Raw genomic sequence first — 17574 nt, forward strand, 5'->3', positions numbered from 1 at the left:
TTTAACTTTAGGTCACATTTCCACAATTTTGGAGTCAATTTATATGTCATCAGTTCGATACAATCGCGTTTTGCTGAAAATGGGTGGTGAAGCTTTGGCGGGCCCAAATGGGTATGGTATTGATCCGGTTCGGGCTACTGAAGTGGCTCAGGTTGTGAAAGATGTTTATGATTTGGGGATTCAGGTTGCCATTGTCATTGGGGGTGGCAATTTGTGGCGTGGGTCTTTGGGTAGTGAAATGGGCATGGCACGCGCCTCTGCAGACCATATTGGCATGATTGCCACGGTGATGAATGCTTTGGCGTTGCAGGATGCACTGGAGCGGACGGGCATTGTGACTCGGGTGCAAACGGCCGTTGAAATGCGTACCATTGCTGAACCATACATCCGGCTACGGGCAATGCGCCATTTAGATAAAGGGCGGGTTGTTATTTTTGGCGGCGGCACGGGCAACCCGTACTTCACCACCGATTCTGCCGGTGCGCTGCGAGCGATGGAAATTGGTGCCGATGTGCTGATTAAGGCCACAAAAGTAGATGCCATTTATGATGCTGACCCCGTTGAGAATCCCAATGCAAAGCGATTTGAAACAATTTCCTACATTGATTTTTTGAATATGCGTTTGCGGGTGATGGACAGCACGGCCGTTTCTCTGTGCATGGATAACGATCTGCCCATCGTGGTTTTGAATTTTTGGCAAGAAAATAGCGTGAAGCGGTATCTTTTGGGCGAGTCAATCGGCACCACCATTTGCAATGTGTGATTCATGCCAATAGTCGGTATACTTATGTAACTAGCGGTTGGTGGCTAGTGGCTAGTCCATGTACCAGCTGTTAACAACCAGCCACTAACCACTGTGACTATTCAAAGGAGGTTGTGATGTTACGTGAGCTTATGCAAGATGCAGACGGCCGTATGCGTGGGGCGATTCACTCTCTAGAATCTGACTTGGCTGGATACCGAACGGGTCGGGCATCGCCACAGCTTGTAGAGAAGCTGCCTGTAGAGATGTATGGCCAGGAGATGCACCTGATTCAGATGGCCGTTATTTCTGTACCGGAGCCGCAGCAATTGGCGATACGGCCGTACGATGTCAACTCAATTTCTGCCATTGAACGCGCAATCTTAAAGTCCAATTTGGGGCTAACCCCTAACAATGATGGCAAAATAATACGCTTGAATTTGCCTCGCCTTACCGAAGAACGTCGCCGTGATTTAACGCGGCTAGTGGGGCGGCGTGTAGAGGAGGCAAAAGTGGCGGTACGCAATGTGCGCCGTGACATCCTCAATGATATGCGCGATTTTGAGAAAGAGTCATTGATTACGGAAGATGATCTCTACCGGGGGCAAGAAGATCTGCAAGAATTAACCGATAAATATGTAAAGCAGATTGATGAATTGGCCAGCCAGAAAGAACAAGAGATTATGGAAGTATAGTGAACAGTATGCCGAATAACACTCAGCCCCTCAATTTAGCTTCGTATCGAATTCCGCAGCATGTTGCCGTCATTATGGATGGCAACGGCCGTTGGGCCAAAAAGCGCGGGTTGCCCAGGCACGCAGGTCACCGGGCAGGGGCTGAGAATTTGCGCCGTATCATTAATGCCAGCGTGGAATTTGGCATTGAAATCCTTACAATTTATGCTTTTTCCACAGAAAATTGGGGTCGCCCAGAACGCGAAGTGCGGGCGTTAATGAAAATTATTGCCCGTGTGTTGGATCAAGAACTTCACGAACTCCATGCACAAGGTGTTTGCCTACATCATTTGGGCGACATGACCGGTGTGGAGCAAGATTTACAAGACAAAGTTCACAACGCGCTTGAGCTAACAAAAAACAATAACAGGCTTATCTTGAATGTTGCCTTTAATTACGGTGGCCGGGCTGAGATTCTTCATGCTGTGCGCCAAATGTTGGCCGACGCGATCGCGCCGGAATCATTGACCGAAAGTTTGTTTAGCTCTTATTTGTTCACCAAAGGTTTGCCAGACCCTGACTTGGTTATACGCACCAGTGGCGAGTTGCGTATTAGCAACTTTCTGATTTGGCAAGCCGCTTATTCAGAGTTTTATCCAACACCTGTTTACTGGCCTGAGTTTGGTCGCAAAGAGCTGTATGAAGCAATTGTTGCCTTTAACCAGCGAGAACGTCGTTTTGGTTTGGTTACCGAAGCGTCATAACCATTGTTTTTGCCGCAACTTTCTGGGGAAACGGCCGTAACTCACCAATCCTGTTAATTTATGTTTCTGCAACGTGCCCTGATCACATTCACCCTCGGCCCTATTGCCTTATACCTCATTTACCTGGGTGGCTGGTTTTATTTCATTCCACTTACAATCATTTTGCTGTTAGCAACGTTAGAATATAGTCAAATGGTGCAAAAGTTAGGCTGGCGCGTTCCTACTACTCTCATCATTCCGGTTGTCATCATCCAGTGGCTCTTAGCACAATGGCCAAATGAGAATTTCTTTGGCCCACTTTTTGCTATCAGTTTGCTGGCCATTGTGGGCTATGCGCTGTGGCAATATGAGCGCCAGAACAGCCAAACCGTACCAGCAGATTTATTTGCCACGATTGCAGGTTTTCTTTTATTTGGCTGGGTGTGTGGCCATTTCTTCCGCCTGCGCGGTTTGCCAGAGATGGCATGGCAATGGACCATGCTCGCTATGTTGAGCACCTGGATTGCAGATTCAGGAGCCTATTTGGTCGGCCGTTTTGTTGCGGGTAGAGGCATTGTTGGCAAGCATCCCCTTTCCCCCCGGTTAAGCCCCAACAAAACAGTTGAAGGATACATCGGCGGCATATTGCTAGGCACGCTGTTTACCGTGCTTATTAGCTTATTGCTAGCAATAGACAGTGTGCAGGCGCTCCTGCTTGGTTTAGCAATTTCAACACTTGGCACTGTTGGTGATTTAGGCATCTCTCTGCTAAAACGAGAGGCAGGGATTAAAGATTCTGGGAATCTGTTCCCTGGTCATGGCGGGGCCCTGGATCGCATTGATTCGCTGATGTGGACTGTGGCAATCGCTTATTATTTGGCTCTTTACTTTATGCACTAAATACAAGCCAGCAAATTTTGTCGGGTGAGTAGCCGCTGATTCTTTCCGCGCCACCAGAGCGCAGTAAGAGCCTAGCTCTCGAACCTGAATAGTTACAATTGCGTAGGTAAAGCAATTTTCCCACAAATGTTGCACAATATAACTACGCACCCAAGTTCCCACTTTGAACCTTGTAAGGAGGCACAGCATGTCCAAAATTGTGACAATCGAGCGCTTCATTCTGGATTATCAGCCAGATTATGCGCGCGGTGAGTTTACCAATCTGTTATACGATATTGCACTTGCCGCCAAAGTGATTGCCCATAAAACCAACCGGGCTGGCTTAACAGATATTTTGGGGCGAGCCGGAGCGACCAATATTCAAGGAGAACAGCAGCAAAAGCTGGATGTTTTTGCAGATGACATCATCTTTCGCATTTGTGACCATACGGGCAGATTGTGTGCTATGGCGTCTGAAGAGCGGGAAGATTTCATGCAAATTCCTGAGCCATACAAAAAAGGCTCTTATGTTTTGGTCTATGATCCGCTGGATGGTTCTTCTAACATTGATGTGAATGTGAGCATTGGCACAATTTTTGGCATTTACCGCTGTGTAGACTGGGATTTGCGGGGCAGAATTGAGGATGTTTTGCAGCCTGGCAGAAAATTGGTGGCGGCGGGCTATGTTTTGTATGGGTCTAGCACCATGTTGGTGTACACAACGGGGCAAGGCGTCAATGGCTTCACCCTTGATCCTGAATTGGGAGAGTTTTTGCTCTCTCATGAAAATATGCGCTTGCCAGAGCCGCCTGCCTACTACAGTGTGAACCACGCTTACTATGAAAAATGGTCACCTGCCACGCAGCGATATTTGCGATGGTTACAGGGTAGCGAGGGAAAGACGGGTCAACCAATGTCGTCCCGGTATATTGGCTCATTGGTTGCAGATATTCACCGGAATTTGTTGCAGGGCGGAGTTTTTTGCTACCCGGCGGAGGTTAACAAGCCAAATGGCAAAATTCGTTTACTTTACGAGGCAGCGCCGCTGGCATTTTTGGTAGAACAGGCTGGCGGTTATGCCTCTAATGGATATGCGTCCATTATGGATCTTCAGCCGACAGATTTGCACCAGCGAACGCCATTGTACATTGGAAACCGTTCGTTGGTGTACCAGGCAGAAAAATTTTTGCAAGAGGAGCATTCTGTGTCTGGTTCAATGACAACTGGTTGAAGCTGATAGATGGTGTGGAAACGGCCGTTTCCCCTTAAAATTTGCCACTTTATCCACTAAAATTGAAACGAGATGAATCATTGACGGACTATTTACAGCGTGTTATACTTTTGCCGCCTGAAATCAGGCCGCCTTGTTAACTCCCTAACCAGAGAAATTGATTTTTTAATACTAGATAAAATATTAACCTGCACTGTAAATTCCCCTGAATTTGTGGAAGCCAAAATATATTAGATTTTTCAACTGCTATTGAGAATAGAATATTCAAACCAATGAACGATTGATAAACCCTTAATAACAGGGTCGGTGTGCAAGTCTACAGTTTCTGGCTTGCAGTGGTGTTTGATTTATTTGTACCTACCGGCTTCATGCTCAATTGCAGACTGTTTACAAGCGAAATTTACCCAGACTTACCAACTTATAAAAATATTTAGAGACCCTTTCACAGCGTAATTATTTGCTGTGTTGTGTAAAAGCGGGAAAGTCATTTGAAATTAAGAAGAGCCATTTCTCTTGCTTTTACTTGAGTAAATCACATTTTCGCGACTCAATTTTTATCAAGATACTTTTGTGATTTACAGGTCACCTATTGTTATGTGCCCACAATGCACAAAATGCGTAATGCGGAGAAAATTGTATGGATATTGGCGAATTAGAATCTAAAAAGATTGCCGAACTACGTGAGATGGCACGGGAAAAGGATATTCCCGGTTTTAGCACCATGAAAAAGCAAGGCTTGGTTTATGAATTATTGCGAGCCAATGCACAATCTCAAGGGCATGATTTCCGAGGCGGCGTTCTAGAAATTGTAGACGATGACAAACAAACGATGGGCTTTTTGCGTGCCAAAAACTATCTACCCGGCCCTGATGATATTTATGTATCTAATTCTCAAATTCGTCGTCTCGGTTTGCGTACCGGCGATTGGGTGATGGGGCAGGTGCGTGCACCAAAAGACAACGAAAAATACTTCAGCTTGTTGCGGGTTGAATCTGTAAATGGGATGAGTCCAGATTTGGCCAAGAAACGCCCCCGCTATGAATCCTTAACCCCCATTTTCCCAGATCAAAAGTTAAAGCTGGAAACACAACCGAATATCTTGTCTACGCGGCTGCTTGATTTGGTTGCGCCAATTGGGCGTGGCCAGCGTGGTTTGATTGTGTCGCCCCCTAAAGCAGGTAAAACGACCGTTTTGAAGGAAATTGCCAACGGTATCTCTGCCAATTACCCAGACGTTCATTTAATGGTGGTGCTAATTGGTGAGCGGCCTGAAGAAGTGACAGATATGGATCGCTCGATTGATGGCGAAGTTATTAGTTCTACGTTTGATGAGCCGGTGCGCCAACATTGCAAAGTGTCTGAAATGGCGCTGGAGCGGGCCAAGCGGCTGGTAGAAGCTGGCCGGGACGTTGTCATATTGCTGGATTCAATTACACGTCTGGCGCGTGGTTATAACTTAACAGTTTCGCCGAGCGGCCGTACGCTTTCTGGTGGTTTGGATCCGACGGCCTTGTACCCACCCAAGCGCTTCTTTGGCGCGGCGCGTAATCTGGAATTCGGTGGTAGTTTAACCATTATCGGGACTTGTTTGGTAGATACTGGCAGCCGGATGGATGACGTGATTTATGAAGAGTTTAAGGGGACGGGTAATATGGAACTCATGCTGAGCCGTCGCCTACAAGAACGCCGTGTCTTTCCGGCGTTTGATATTGAACGCTCCAGTACCCGCCGCGAAGATTTGCTGCTTTCTGGCGACGAGCTACAGCGTGTGTACATGATGCGCCGCATGTTGGGGCATCTGATGGACACACCTGGCTATGATATCAGCAGTGCCACATCTGCCGTGATGGAGCGTCTGCGTGGTACAAAAACCAATTACGAATTCCTGGAAACATTGACCAAAGATATGATGTAGGAATCTCAGAAGTTCAACTTTTGTCAAAAGTTGAACTTCTGTTTGAACCTGAACGAACTGTAAGAAAACGGGCCTGGCAACAGGCCCGTTTTTGCTGTGTGTGGGCTTTGTGATAGCATCCTGGCTTTGAGCTATGAGGAATGATCATCGTTTTTGGCACCGCTTGAGCGGGCATCTTATATTGGCTGGGGGAGCGCTCATTTTGATAGCAGTTGGGCAGTTTCAGCGGGGTAGTTCACCCTCCGGGGCTGAGTTGGTGGCCGCCACGGCCGTTTCTACCCAAGTTTCTGTTGCTGAGGATGGTGTAGAGGTAACGGCCGTTTCGCCCACACCCACATTACCACCTCAAGGAACGTTGCCCGTCGTCAATGACAGTAGCCTGGCCCCATTGCCAAACCCCAACACATACCAAACTAAATTGCCCGTTCATGAATTTCAGCTACATGAGGTAGCGCGCGGAGAGACGCCCAACATTATTGCCAATCAGTACGGCATTTCTGCCGATACGCTTCTGGGGGGGAACACCTGGCTCAGTCAAGAATCCAACCAGCTTCAGGTAGGCGCACAGCTCGTGATTTTGCCGGTAGATGGGGTATTGCACAACGTACGGGCTGGTGAAACCATCGAGAGTATTGCCGAACTGTATCGCGTGACGCCAGAAGCGATTATCAACTATCCCCCCAACAACCTGGAATTTCCATTTTACCGGTTGGTGCCAGAATCAGAGCTGGTAATTCCAGGGGCCTCCATTGGGCAATTTTTCTTTACCGCGCCCAAATCTGTAGCCACCAATGCTGCTGGGGAGCCGCAGTGGACGGTTTTTGGTACGGGAACCTATATTTGGCCGATAAACGGCCGTTGCATCACCCAATTCTACAATGGCTTCCACCCTGGCTTAGATGTCGGTTCTATGGAAGGTTCGCCCGTGTACGCATCCGACACGGGCACTGTAACTTACGCCAGCTTTGCCGCAGGAACTTATTATGATTACGGCAACCTGATTGTGATCAATCATGGCAACGGCTTTGAGACGTTTTACGCCCACCTGAGCAGCATTGGCGTCTTCCCTGGCCAAACGGTGACGCAAGGGGAGTTGATTGGGTTTACTGGCAACACTGGCCGCTCTAGTGGCCCCCACATCCACTTTGAAATTCGTGACCGCGACTTCCGCACAAATCCCCTCGACCGCCTCGGTGGCGGCTACCAAAATTGCACCTAACCCGTTTTCACTGAAATTGGTATTGTTATGAACGAACTTGGATCGATCTGGCGACGTTGGCAAGGGCATTTTCTGATTGTAGGGATTGCCCTGATTGTTTTGCTGGTGTGGCGGTTTAGTTTGCAGCCAGCCATTGTGGCGGTGTCTGATGGGGAGAGTGGTGGAGGAGCTACGGCCTTAGCTCAACTTCCCACCCTTGAACCAGAAGCCACAGCCGACCCGCTACTGTTTGGCACAGACGAATTGCCCGTGCCGGATGACAGCAGCCTCGCTCCTGCTCCCAATCCGCGTACCTTTGAAGGCCAGTTGCCCCAGCACGAATTCATCACCCACACCGTGGTGCGTGGCGAAACACCCAACGGTATTGCCGAAAGTTATGGCATCCAGCCAGAAACAATTTTGGGAGGCAACCCCCGCCTCAGCGAAGAATCCAGCCTGCTGCAAGTGGGCACAGAACTTATCATTCTGTCTATAGACGGCGTGCTGCACGATGTACAAGCAGGCGACACGCTAGAAAGCCTCTCCTTGCAATACGGCATCCCTGTAGAAGAGATCATCGCCTACGAACCAAACAATTTGGAATTCCCCTACCGGCTCCAGCCAGGAACCCAAATTATGGTTCCCGGTGCGGTGCGCGAGCTGTTTGTCTGGACGCCGCCTGACCTTTCCTCCGTTGGCGGCACCTCGGTTGAAGGCGGCAATGTTGTTCCCGTTATTGTTGGTACCGGAACCTTCATCTATCCCGTAAACTCGCGCAACTTCACCCAATTTTTCTGGTACGGGCATCCAGGTTTGGACATTGCTCTACCGGAAGGCTCCCCAGTGTATGCCTCCGACACGGGTACCGTTACTTACGTGGGCTGGAATGTGTATGGCTATGGCAACCTCATCGTGGTCAACCACGGCAACGGCTACGAAACATTTTATGCACATTTAAGTAGTTTTAACGTGGTGCCTGGGCAAATTGTCTTTCAAGGAAACGTGATTGGGGGTACAGGCAACACCGGTAACTCCTCCGGCCCACACATTCACTTCGAGATTCGCATCAACAACAACCGGGACAATCCCTGCTGGTACATCGGCTGCTAGTTCCAGTAATCGGTGTTTTTACTGATTACTGCTCACCGATTACTGATTACTGACGACCCGGTCCCGCAATTGGCCACACCCCGCCTGAATATCAATGCCACGCCGCACGCGCACTGTGCTGCTAACCCCGTAATGGCTCAATTCGGCCATAAACGCCTCGACACGCTCTTTGGATGAGGGGCCACCGCCGTAGCCTGCGGTTGGATTGAGGGGAATCAGGTTTACGTGGCAGAGCATTCCGCGCAGTAGGTTGCCCAATGCCCGCGCCTGCTCAATTGTGTCATTTTCACCAGAAATTAGCGCCCACTCAAACGTAAGCCGCCGCCCCGTTTTTTCGATGTAGTAGCGGCAAGCATCCATCAGGTCCGCGATGGGCCAGCGGTGGTTAATGGGGATGAGTTTGTCCCGCTCTTCATCCGTGGCGGCATGCAGGGAGATGGCTAGCGGCGTTTGGCGCTGCTCATCAGCGTAGCGACGAATGGCAGGTACCAGCCCCACGGTGGAGATAGTAATTTTGCGTGCCCCCAGATTGAAGCTAGTTTCGTCTGTCAGGCGGTCAATGGCGAGCAGCGTGTTGTTGTAATTGTGCAGCGGCTCCCCCATGCCCATCATCACGATGTTGGTGAGGTGCTCGTCCATTTGGGCAAGCTCGTGAGCAAAATAAAGTACTTGCGCCACAATTTCGCCGACGGTGAGGTTGCGGAAGAAGCCCATCTGCCCGGTAGCGCAAAAGACGCAGCCCATCGCGCAGCCTGCCTGTGTGCTAATGCACAGTGTCCGCCGCTTGTCATAGCGCATGAGCACCGTTTCGATGTATTGGCCGTCTGGCAGTTGGAAGAGGATTTTTTTGGTTTGTCCATCACCAGAATGCTGCTCGCTAGCAATAGTGGCACTGTGAATAACAGCACGGTTTTCCAACTTCTCAATCAAGCTCTTTGGCAGATTTCGCATCTCGGCAAACTCGGTTACGTACTTCTTGTACAGCCACTCCCAAACTTGCTTCGCTCGGAACTCTAGCTCGCCAAGGGTGGTTAATTGTTCGGTGAGTTCGTTGTAATCTAAATTGTAAATGTGAAAGGTTTTTTGATTCATAGGGTTTAGCCAACTGACTATGAAGGGATTCCTTTGCGGCCTGGGTTTTTTAGCCACTTGCCAACTTTTTCGATAAAGACCCATACGTCTTCCCTGTTGGGTTTAACATAATTTGGATCATCAGGATCTTCTCCCATCTTTTCAAAAATCTCAATTAGCCAACTTGGTCCCTTACTTGGTGTGTTTAGTTCCTTTAGCCAAGACTCTAATTCTCCCGACTCAACAACAAAAAGCCCGTATTCTCCTAGCGTGCTAAATAGATTTTGTGCAGCTTCTTTGTCAGTATTATTCAGTATTTCAATTCCCCCATCTCGTTTCATGTCCTTTCCACTTTCTTGGCACTTCTGTTTGATCGCGGAGCGAATCTGTCCTAACCCTATATGACTGGCATCGGGAATGAACCCACCATTGAGGAAATTGATCCAGGTTTTGCCTCCATCTTTTAGAACATCGACATCAACAATCCCAGCAGCCGGAATACCTAGTTCTCTCAGGGGTTGCACAATTTGATGGATTGTTTGCTTGTTTTGAGCGTTGAGAAAAAGACAATTTGGTATTCCTCGCTCTGGGTTTTCTCTTAATAAACGCTCATTAATTTCTTGGTAGAAGGCCCTGTCTGAGTCGGATTCTGTTACGATTACAGACTCATAGAATAAACCCTCAAGCACACCAGTAGATCGAAGAAGAGGGTTTCTCATTAAGTGAAGCAGTTTGTCCTTCGGTAAAGTTCTGGCTGTTGGAACACCATGTTGATAGGTAAGACGAACAATGTTTGTTTGCGCTCCAGATTGAATGCAGCCCATCACAAAATTTGCGCTATGTGTGGAAACAAATAGACGCTTATTGGAAGATGTTGCAGAAATGGCAACTTCTTGTCCCAGTTTGAAAGAGAGGGCCGGATGGAGGAATGCTTCTGGTTCATCAATCAATATGATGCTTGGATCTCCTGCGATGATCTGAGTAATAATTCCAGCGAAGGCTTTGACACCGTCACTCGCGTCGGCAATATTTATTGCTTTGCTGTGAAATCTTACAGCATCATCATGGATTCCTCGTTCTTGAATGTCATCTTTTGGAGGTTTGGAGGATAGTCGGATTCTTAATTTTCCTAGATTGGTTGGGTCAATAACAAAATAAATATCGAAGGCATCATAAATAATGCGACGAACTTCGGCGCGTTTTTCATTGTCCCTAAACAGAATGTCTAAAAAATTATTTGGAGATTGTTGCAAATCAGCCGCATTTTGTTGATCTACTAACTTGATTCGGCTATTTCCGTCAAGCAGTAAGGTGAATAGCTTAACGTACCATTGGCAGAAATGCTGTGTTTGAGAGCTTGGGTTTGCTAAAGAATTGATGAAACGATCTTCTCGAACAAAGATTCGAGTTTGATGTCTTCCAATAACAATGTGATCAGGGTTAACATTTTCGCTTTTTCGTGGTTTTAAGGTTAGGGCTTTTTTAATTCTTTGGGCATTTGCTGGGGAGATTTCCTCAAAGGTAATTGAGTCTAAAATCACATCGAGGTGATGTTTCATTCCCGAGGTACAGTAGTGATAAATTTCCTGAAGTATTTTACTTTTGCCAGAATTATTTGGCCCTACAAATACAGTTACCGGTGACACTTGTAAATCTACTGGTTTTTGTTGAGGTGCAGAACCAAATTTTAACTCAATTTTATCTATCATATGCTGTTTTCATCAAAAGTATTACGGATTCTCTGTTTAGGAAACGATGCCAATGTCGTAAATATGCTTCTGATCTCGCTAATATCTCTAAAAATAAAATCTGGTTTATGAGAGCTTATCTTATTTAAGTCGTTACGCTGGGTGATGCCGGAGAGGACGAGGATGGTTTGGATACCGGCGGCTTGCCCCCCAGCGATGTCGGTTTCCAGGCGGTCACCGACCATGGCGGTGTTTTGTGGCGTGCCGCCCAGCTTTTGCATGGCCATTTGGAAGATGAGCGGGCCGGGCTTGCCAATGACGGTTGGTTCTACGCCGGAACCGGCCTGGAGGAAGGCGAGGAAGGAGCCTGCGCCGGGCAGGGGGCCGTATTCGCTGGGGAAGGTGAGGTCGGGATTGCTGCCGATGAAGTCCGCGCCTTTGTAGATGAGTAAGGCACCAGCCGCCATTTGTGGGTAGGTGGCGTTTGGATGGAAGCCAGCGACGACAAACACGGCCGTTTCTCCCCCCATCACCTCTTCCACACTTAATATCCTAAAGCCGCGTGTTTGAACGGCCGTTACCAAACCCACATCCCCTACCACAAACACATTTACGCCCGGTTCGTAAGTGTGCTGCAAATAATCCCCCGTTGCTTCCGCCGAGGTGAAGATCTGGTCTTCGCTGACGGGCACGCCAAATTTTGCCAATTTTTTCACATATTGCTGTGGCGTTTTTGCGGCGTTATTGGTGGCTAAAACAAATTGGATGTCATGCGTGCGTAATGTTTTAAAAAAATCGGCCAGGCCGGGCATGGGCATTTCACCCCGCCACAGCACGCCATCCATGTCTAAAATAAGATTTTTGATATGTTTCATGCGCCTGATTATAGCGGATGCGTGGGCAATGGGTAGATGAGTCACATGGGCATATAACTGTAGGTTGTTATACAATTGCCGCTCTCAAACCTCCCGCAGGTTTGCGAACAGATGAAAAGAAGAACCAAGCCTGCGGGAGGTTCATGTTGACTGGAGGAAGAGAAATCTGTGAAGCTATCCGTGATTATGCCCGTTTATAACGAGCGGGAAACGTTAGAGGAGTCGGTTCGGGCCGTTTTGGCCGTTGAGCTGGCCGACGAGATTATTTTGGTAGACGATGGTTCCACCGACGGTACGCGGGATTTGTACCCGGCCATCGAAGCATTGGATGAGTCAATCAAAGTTCATCTGCTTGAAAAAAATCAGGGGAAGGGTATGGCCGTTCGCACGGGTTTTGAAAAAGCAACAGGGGAAATTTTTCTCATTCAGGATGCGGATTTAGAGTATGACCCACGCGATTATCCAGCATTGATTCAGCCGATTGTGGAGGGGAAAGCGGCCGTTGTTTACGGCTCTCGTTTTCGGGGGGGGCCAACCAAAACGATGTTTTTCTGGCACATGGTGGGCAACAAGGTGCTGACGCTTATTACCAACATCGTTTACAATACCATTTTGTCCGACATGGAAACGTGCTACAAAGTGTTCCGCGCTGACGTGATTCGGGACATTCCATTGCGTGCACGCGGCTTTGAGTTTGAACCAGAAGTCACGTCCAAAGTGCTTAAACGCGGCCACCGCATTTACGAAGTGCCAATTTCGTATAACGGCCGTGAGTTTGAGGAGGGGAAAAAGCTAAACCCGTGGATTGAAGGGCCGAAGGCACTGTTTTATTTGCTGCTCTACCGATTTGTTGACTGACCCGTGATTGGTAATCCGTAAACAGTAATCAGTAGGTTTTAACCGATTACCGTTATGAGTAGCCATGCCTCGTTTCCCCAAGATCACTCTACTATTGCTTACCGGGCTAACGGCCGTACTCCGCGCCCCTGGATTATTTGCCAACAGTTTTCAGGCAGACGAGGCCTTGTTTGCTACCTGGGCACGCGAAATTGCCGTCTGGCGTGACCCTTTGCTGGCGATGCAGCCAGTAGATAAGCCGCCACTGCTCTTCTATTTGCAAGCGATCTTCTACCCACTGTTTGGTCCGGTGGAATTTGCGGCTCGCTGGCCCAACTGGATTGCCTCGATTTTGTTGGTGCCTCTGACCGCAGTTTTGGCCTGGAAATTGTATCGCCGTCCGGGAACGGCCGTACTCGCCGCTGCACTTATTGCTCTGTTTCCTCTTACCATCCAATTCAGCCCCACTGCCTTCACTGACCCACTGATGACTGGCCTACTGATTACTGGATTTACGGCCGTAGCTAGCCAAAAACCGGGCTGGGTGGGCATTTTGTTTGGGTTGGCTTTGCTCACCAAATATCAGGCAATTCTCTTTTTGCCGCTACTGCTGGGATTGGGCTGGATGTATGGATGGCGTTTGGGGCGATGGAGCCGCTGGCTGGCTGGGCTGCTGCCGCCGCTTGTGGGGCTGATTGCCTGGGAATTTGCCCGCAGCGGCCGTTTCCTCCTGTGGCAAACTCAAATTAGTAACTTTGGCGGTGTCCGTCTTAGCTACTCTTGGGAGCTTTGGCCGCGCTTTTGGGCATGGGTGGATTTGTGGCAAACGGCCGTTTCCTCCCTTATCTTCTACCTACTCATCCCTGCACTGGGTTGGTTTTTACTAAACCATCTTCGCTCCCAAACTAGCCCCTCCGCGCCTTTGCGCCTTTGCGCTAAAAATACCGACCGCCTACTATTCATCTTCATTCTTGGCTACAGCCTTTTTCACTGGCTTTGGGCTATCCCTGTTTGGGATCGTTACCTACTGCCACTGTTGCCCTTGCTAGCGTTGCTGCTGGCTCGCGCTTACAGTGGCTTGCTGTCGCAGCTGCCTCCGGCGGCGCCCATCCTGCAATTTCGAGGGGCGATTGTGATTTTGGTACTGTTGCTCATTTCCGCTTCGTGGTCGGCGCGGAACGGCCGTTACGCCATCGGCAGCTTTCCCCAGGCAGACCAAGGTGCAGCCGAAATCGCCACCGTCCTGGCAGACGCACCCTACGGCACCGTTCTATACGACCACTGGTTTAGCTGGCAATGGCGTTACCACCTGTTCGATAAGCGCGTGTTTGTAAATTGGTTTCCCCACGCTCAGGCACTTGCCGACGATTTAGCGGCCTTTGGCAACGATGGCTCGCCGCGCTACCTGGCTTTGCCCAACACGGCCGTTGCCCAACCCATCCTCCGCACCGTTGAAAATGCAGGCTTCACATTAACGGCCGTTGCCCAATCAAACCAAATCATCCTCTATGAAATTATTTACCAACAGATGTCATTCCTGCGAAGGCAGGAATCCATTCCAGATAAAGAACTGGATACCCACGAAGGCGGGTATGACACGAATATCACTATAAAAAATCCGCATAATCCGCGAAATCTGCGGCTAAAAAATTGGGGCAGCCAATATGCATTGGCTTGAGCGACTCAAACGCCTGCCGCCGCTGGTTTGGCTGCCCGTGTTGCTGGGTATATTTTTCAACAAGATGGCTTTCAGCAACCTCATTTTGGCCCGCGGCGACACCTTCCTCTACTTTTACCCCTATTGGGAAGCCGCCGCCGAGGCGCTGCGGAACGGCCGTATCCCCCTCTGGAACCCGCATCTGTTTATGGGCGTACCCTTCTTGGCCAATAGTCAGGTTGGCTTTTTTTACCCGCTCAATTGGCCTGTTTGGCTGTTGCTGCCCACGCCCTATGCTGTCAATGCGTCCATCTTGCTACACCTGCTCATTGCTGGCGTGGGGGCGTATCTGGCTGGGCGGCGTGCGCTTGGTTTGGGGCGATGGGCTGGGTTGGTAACGGCCGTTCTCTTCGCGCTCGGCGGCTACCTCACCGCCCAGGTGGAGCACATCAACCAGCTACAGGGGTTGGCCTGGATGCCCTGGTTCTTGTGGGTCGCTGCCCGCGTCTTCCGCAGCAAAACAGGCAATCGCTGGGTGTTGGTAGGGCAAGGCGCGTTCGGTTTTGCCCTGCTGTTTAGCCTGCAACTGCTGGCCGGGCACACCCAAACCAGCTTCATCACTGGCATTATGCTCATTGTGTGGGGGACGGCGCACGGCCTGGAAAAATGGCTTCTTCGCAACTCCCCGCATGGCTTGGGCTTGGCGTTCCAGTGGCGCAGATTTTACCGGCGGCTGCCGTTAGTTTTGCTCATGGGTGGGGGGGTGGCGGTTTTGTTAACGGCCGTACAGCTCCTCCCCACCTTTGAACTCATCCAGCAATCCAGCCGTCAAGGCGGCCTCACGCCAAACGAAGTGCTGTCCTTCTCGCTCCATCCGCTGCTGCTGAACCGGGCATTGCTGCCAGCTTACGGACAATCGCTCTTTAGCGAATACGTGGCCATTTTGCCGCTGACGGCGTTGCTGCTGGCCTTTTTAGCGGTGTGGCAGTGGCGGCAGTGGCGCGGCGTTGTGCCCGCCATCGCCCTGGTTGTGCTGGGGCTGCTGCTGGCCCTCGGCATTTTCAATCCTCTGAATTGGCTGCTGGCGCGATTGCCTGGTTTCAATTTATTCCGCGTTCCGGCACGCTGGCTGGCAGTGTATGGACTAGGCGTGGCAATGTTGGCCGGGCTTGGCTGGCAAATGGTGCTAGATCGCTGGCTGGTGCGGCAGCGCGACTGGCGCAGCCTACCCATGCGCGTAAAAGAGAATTTATGGCATTTGGAACGGCCGTTTCGCTATGGAATCTGGCTACTCATCGGCCTAGTCGCCTGGAATGCGATTGCCCAAATTGTGGCAGCTTTTGTGCCAACAGGCCCAGAAGCACCGTTTGAAGCGGCAAATCCAGGCACATTGCTGGTTTGGTTGCTGGAAATGGCGATTTTGTTTGCCCTCATTTTAGGGCAGCGAATCCGGTATGCGCCGGAAAATCGGCTACGCTTCAAATTAGAACTAGCCCAACCCAGTTCTCCGTGGCTCCTGCTGCCCCTCATGGGCGTGCTGCTCTTTTTGGGGACGCGCACCCATCCGTACAACAATCTCACCACGCCCGAAGCCTATTTTGATTTGCGCCCGCCGCTAGCGCGGTTGATTTCGGAGAACCAGTGCATTCAGACTCAGGCTACTTGCGATCAGCCACCTGGTCGCTTCCTGAGCTTGTCTGACATCTTTTTTGACGTGGGCGATCAGGGCGAAATAGACACGATTTACAGCGACCAACTCACACCTCAGGCGCAGTACGATTACACCATCGCCATCAAGCAAAAAGAGATCATCGGCCCCAACTTGCCCATGAGTTTTGGCCTAGCGACGGTGGATGGCTTTGATGGGGGCATTTTGCCGCTAAATTCGTATAGTCAATTTGTGCAGCTTGTTCTGCCCCCCGAAACCCGCACCACAGACGGCCGTCTGCGCGAGCATCTAACGGCCGTTCCCCCCAACGACTGGCTCGATCTCGCCAACAGCCGCTACATCATCACCGACAAAGTGGGTGACATTTGGCAAGAAGTTGGCTTTGGCACAACTGCCTTCTTCGACCTCGAATTTCCTGTGGCGTTGGAACCGGGCGACTCGGTTGAAATTGCCTACACGCCTGCCTTCGCTGCTACTGCACTGGCCTTTGTTTCAGACGGTGAACCGGGGAGGGTAGAAGTGGAAACAGAGACGGGCGACCATTGGGAATTGTCTGCAATTGCCAATGACAGTGGCGTAGCGGTAGCTGGCTGGCCGAAATCCGCCACGGCACACCGGCTGGTTTTGCATGGGCCAGAGCAGGGCGTCTGGCAAATTCATGGCGCGACGCTCATCAATGAAAGCAACGATACGTTCCAACCGCTGGTGTTGGGCAACTACCGGCTTATTCACTCTGGAGATGTAAAAATTTATGAGAATTTGGATGTGTTGCCGCGTGCTTTTTTGCTGTCTAACTGGACTTGGCAGCCGGATGAGACGGCCGTCTACCAAACCATGCAGCAGCCAGAATTTAATATGCGGGAAACGGCCGTTCTCTTTGGCAATGGCCAAAATCAAGTTGGCGAACCGGATTTCAATGCTGTTGCTGAGATTATCCACTACGACCCTGAACAGGTTATTGTGCAAACCAGCAGCAGCCAACCCCAGCTACTCCTGCTCACGGATGCGTTTTACCCCGGCTGGCAAGTAACTGTGGATGGGCAGCCAGCAGAAATGCGCCAGGCAGACGGGCTGTTTCGCGGTGTGCAACTGCCCGAAGGTGAGCATGAGGTCATCTTCACTTTTGCTCCGCGCAGTTTTCAGTTAGGTTGGCTGATGACGGCCGTTGGCCTCATTTTGCTTGTTTTCTTAGGCACGGCGTTGCTCATCATGCAACGTTTGGATGCAAAAAGAATAGAACGCTGATCACCCTGATTTTTTCCTGTAAATCAGCATCCCATTTTAA

14 protein-coding genes are annotated in these 17574 nt (G+C 50.1%); 11 read left to right on the top strand and 3 right to left on the bottom strand.

Features of this window, described 5'->3' with window-relative positions:
* Positions 1 to 43: 43 nt before the first annotated feature.
* The 8 genes from pyrH (at position 44) to ACOQPM_RS23525 (ending at position 8492) form a co-directional block, all read left to right on the top strand.
* A complete protein-coding gene (gene pyrH / locus ACOQPM_RS23490) occupies positions 44 to 763 on the top strand; it encodes a UMP kinase (RefSeq protein WP_420630825.1) in 720 nt (239 codons plus the stop codon).
* Positions 764 to 879: 116 nt separating this feature from the next.
* Positions 880 to 1437 carry a ribosome recycling factor gene (frr, locus tag ACOQPM_RS23495; RefSeq protein WP_420630826.1) on the top strand — a complete coding sequence of 186 codons (558 nt, stop codon included), beginning with the start codon at positions 880 to 882 and terminating at the stop codon, positions 1435 to 1437.
* Positions 1438 to 1445: 8 nt separating this feature from the next.
* The gene (locus ACOQPM_RS23500) at positions 1446 to 2180 is read left to right on the top strand and encodes an isoprenyl transferase (RefSeq protein WP_420630827.1); all 735 of its coding nucleotides are present in this window, start codon (positions 1446 to 1448) and stop codon (positions 2178 to 2180) included.
* 60 nt (positions 2181 to 2240) lie between these two features.
* Positions 2241 to 3059 carry a phosphatidate cytidylyltransferase gene (locus ACOQPM_RS23505; RefSeq protein ID WP_420630828.1) on the top strand — a complete coding sequence of 273 codons (819 nt, stop codon included), beginning with the start codon at positions 2241 to 2243 and terminating at the stop codon, positions 3057 to 3059.
* 187 nt (positions 3060 to 3246) lie between these two features.
* Positions 3247 to 4269 (top strand): class 1 fructose-bisphosphatase, encoded by a 1023-nt coding sequence (fbp, locus tag ACOQPM_RS23510; RefSeq protein WP_420630829.1) that lies wholly within the window; start codon positions 3247 to 3249, stop codon positions 4267 to 4269.
* A gap of 637 nt (positions 4270 to 4906) precedes the next feature.
* Entirely contained in the window at positions 4907 to 6184 is a 1278-nt protein-coding gene (gene rho, locus ACOQPM_RS23515) for a transcription termination factor Rho (protein ID WP_420630830.1), read from the top strand.
* Positions 6185 to 6317: 133 nt separating this feature from the next.
* Positions 6318 to 7403: a peptidoglycan DD-metalloendopeptidase family protein gene (locus tag ACOQPM_RS23520; protein WP_420630831.1), complete on the top strand. Its 1086-nt coding sequence runs from the start codon at positions 6318 to 6320 to the stop codon at positions 7401 to 7403.
* Positions 7404 to 7430: 27 nt separating this feature from the next.
* Entirely contained in the window at positions 7431 to 8492 is a 1062-nt protein-coding gene (locus ACOQPM_RS23525; RefSeq protein WP_420630832.1) for a peptidoglycan DD-metalloendopeptidase family protein, read from the top strand.
* 39 nt (positions 8493 to 8531) lie between these two features.
* Here the strand turns inward: ACOQPM_RS23525 and rlmN are convergent, their stop codons facing one another.
* From rlmN to ACOQPM_RS23540, 3 genes are read right to left on the bottom strand one after another with little or no spacing between them, the layout of a single operon-like run.
* Complete coding sequence (rlmN, locus tag ACOQPM_RS23530) at positions 8532 to 9584, bottom strand: 23S rRNA (adenine(2503)-C(2))-methyltransferase RlmN (protein WP_420630833.1); 1053 nt, start codon at positions 9582 to 9584, stop codon at positions 8532 to 8534.
* A gap of 17 nt (positions 9585 to 9601) precedes the next feature.
* Positions 9602 to 11272: an AAA family ATPase gene (locus ACOQPM_RS23535; RefSeq protein WP_420630834.1), complete on the bottom strand. Its 1671-nt coding sequence runs from the start codon at positions 11270 to 11272 to the stop codon at positions 9602 to 9604.
* Positions 11269 to 12126 carry an HAD-IIA family hydrolase gene (locus tag ACOQPM_RS23540; protein WP_420630835.1) on the bottom strand — a complete coding sequence of 286 codons (858 nt, stop codon included), beginning with the start codon at positions 12124 to 12126 and terminating at the stop codon, positions 11269 to 11271. Before ACOQPM_RS23540 ends, ACOQPM_RS23535 begins: the two co-directional genes overlap by 4 nt.
* Positions 12127 to 12294: 168 nt before the next feature.
* Between ACOQPM_RS23540 and ACOQPM_RS23545 the strand changes: the two genes are divergently transcribed.
* From ACOQPM_RS23545 to ACOQPM_RS23555, 3 genes are all read left to right on the top strand, one after another.
* The gene (locus ACOQPM_RS23545) at positions 12295 to 12984 is read left to right on the top strand and encodes a glycosyltransferase family 2 protein (protein ID WP_420630836.1); all 690 of its coding nucleotides are present in this window, start codon (positions 12295 to 12297) and stop codon (positions 12982 to 12984) included.
* Between the two features lie 64 nt (positions 12985 to 13048).
* Positions 13049 to 14641 carry an ArnT family glycosyltransferase gene (locus ACOQPM_RS23550; RefSeq protein ID WP_420630837.1) on the top strand — a complete coding sequence of 531 codons (1593 nt, stop codon included), beginning with the start codon at positions 13049 to 13051 and terminating at the stop codon, positions 14639 to 14641.
* A complete protein-coding gene (locus ACOQPM_RS23555; protein WP_420630838.1) occupies positions 14628 to 17534 on the top strand; it encodes a YfhO family protein in 2907 nt (968 codons plus the stop codon). The genes ACOQPM_RS23550 and ACOQPM_RS23555 overlap by 14 nt, the downstream gene beginning before the upstream one ends.
* Positions 17535 to 17574 lie beyond the last annotated feature (40 nt).

This window comes from Candidatus Leptofilum sp. (assembly GCF_965223525.1).
Lineage (GTDB): Bacteria > Chloroflexota > Anaerolineae > Promineifilales > Promineifilaceae > Leptofilum.

Excerpts from the sequence above, each read along its gene's own strand:
- ACOQPM_RS23500 (WP_420630827.1), top strand. The coding sequence starts at position 1,446 with ATGCCGAATAACACTCAGCCCCTCAATTTAGCTTCGTATCGAATTCCG.
- ACOQPM_RS23520 (WP_420630831.1), top strand. The coding sequence starts at position 6,318 with ATGAGGAATGATCATCGTTTTTGGCACCGCTTGAGCGGGCATCTTATA.
- fbp (WP_420630829.1), top strand. The coding sequence starts at position 3,247 with ATGTCCAAAATTGTGACAATCGAGCGCTTCATTCTGGATTATCAGCCA.
- ACOQPM_RS23540 (WP_420630835.1), bottom strand. The coding sequence starts at position 12,126 with ATGAAACATATCAAAAATCTTATTTTAGACATGGATGGCGTGCTGTGG.
- rho (WP_420630830.1), top strand. The coding sequence starts at position 4,907 with ATGGATATTGGCGAATTAGAATCTAAAAAGATTGCCGAACTACGTGAG.
- frr (WP_420630826.1), top strand. The coding sequence starts at position 880 with ATGTTACGTGAGCTTATGCAAGATGCAGACGGCCGTATGCGTGGGGCG.
- ACOQPM_RS23525 (WP_420630832.1), top strand. The coding sequence starts at position 7,431 with ATGAACGAACTTGGATCGATCTGGCGACGTTGGCAAGGGCATTTTCTG.
- ACOQPM_RS23535 (WP_420630834.1), bottom strand. The coding sequence starts at position 11,272 with ATGATAGATAAAATTGAGTTAAAATTTGGTTCTGCACCTCAACAAAAA.
- ACOQPM_RS23505 (WP_420630828.1), top strand. The coding sequence starts at position 2,241 with ATGTTTCTGCAACGTGCCCTGATCACATTCACCCTCGGCCCTATTGCC.
- rlmN (WP_420630833.1), bottom strand. The coding sequence starts at position 9,584 with ATGAATCAAAAAACCTTTCACATTTACAATTTAGATTACAACGAACTC.
- ACOQPM_RS23555 (WP_420630838.1), top strand. The coding sequence starts at position 14,628 with ATGCATTGGCTTGAGCGACTCAAACGCCTGCCGCCGCTGGTTTGGCTG.
- pyrH (WP_420630825.1), top strand. The coding sequence starts at position 44 with ATGTCATCAGTTCGATACAATCGCGTTTTGCTGAAAATGGGTGGTGAA.
- ACOQPM_RS23550 (WP_420630837.1), top strand. The coding sequence starts at position 13,049 with ATGCCTCGTTTCCCCAAGATCACTCTACTATTGCTTACCGGGCTAACG.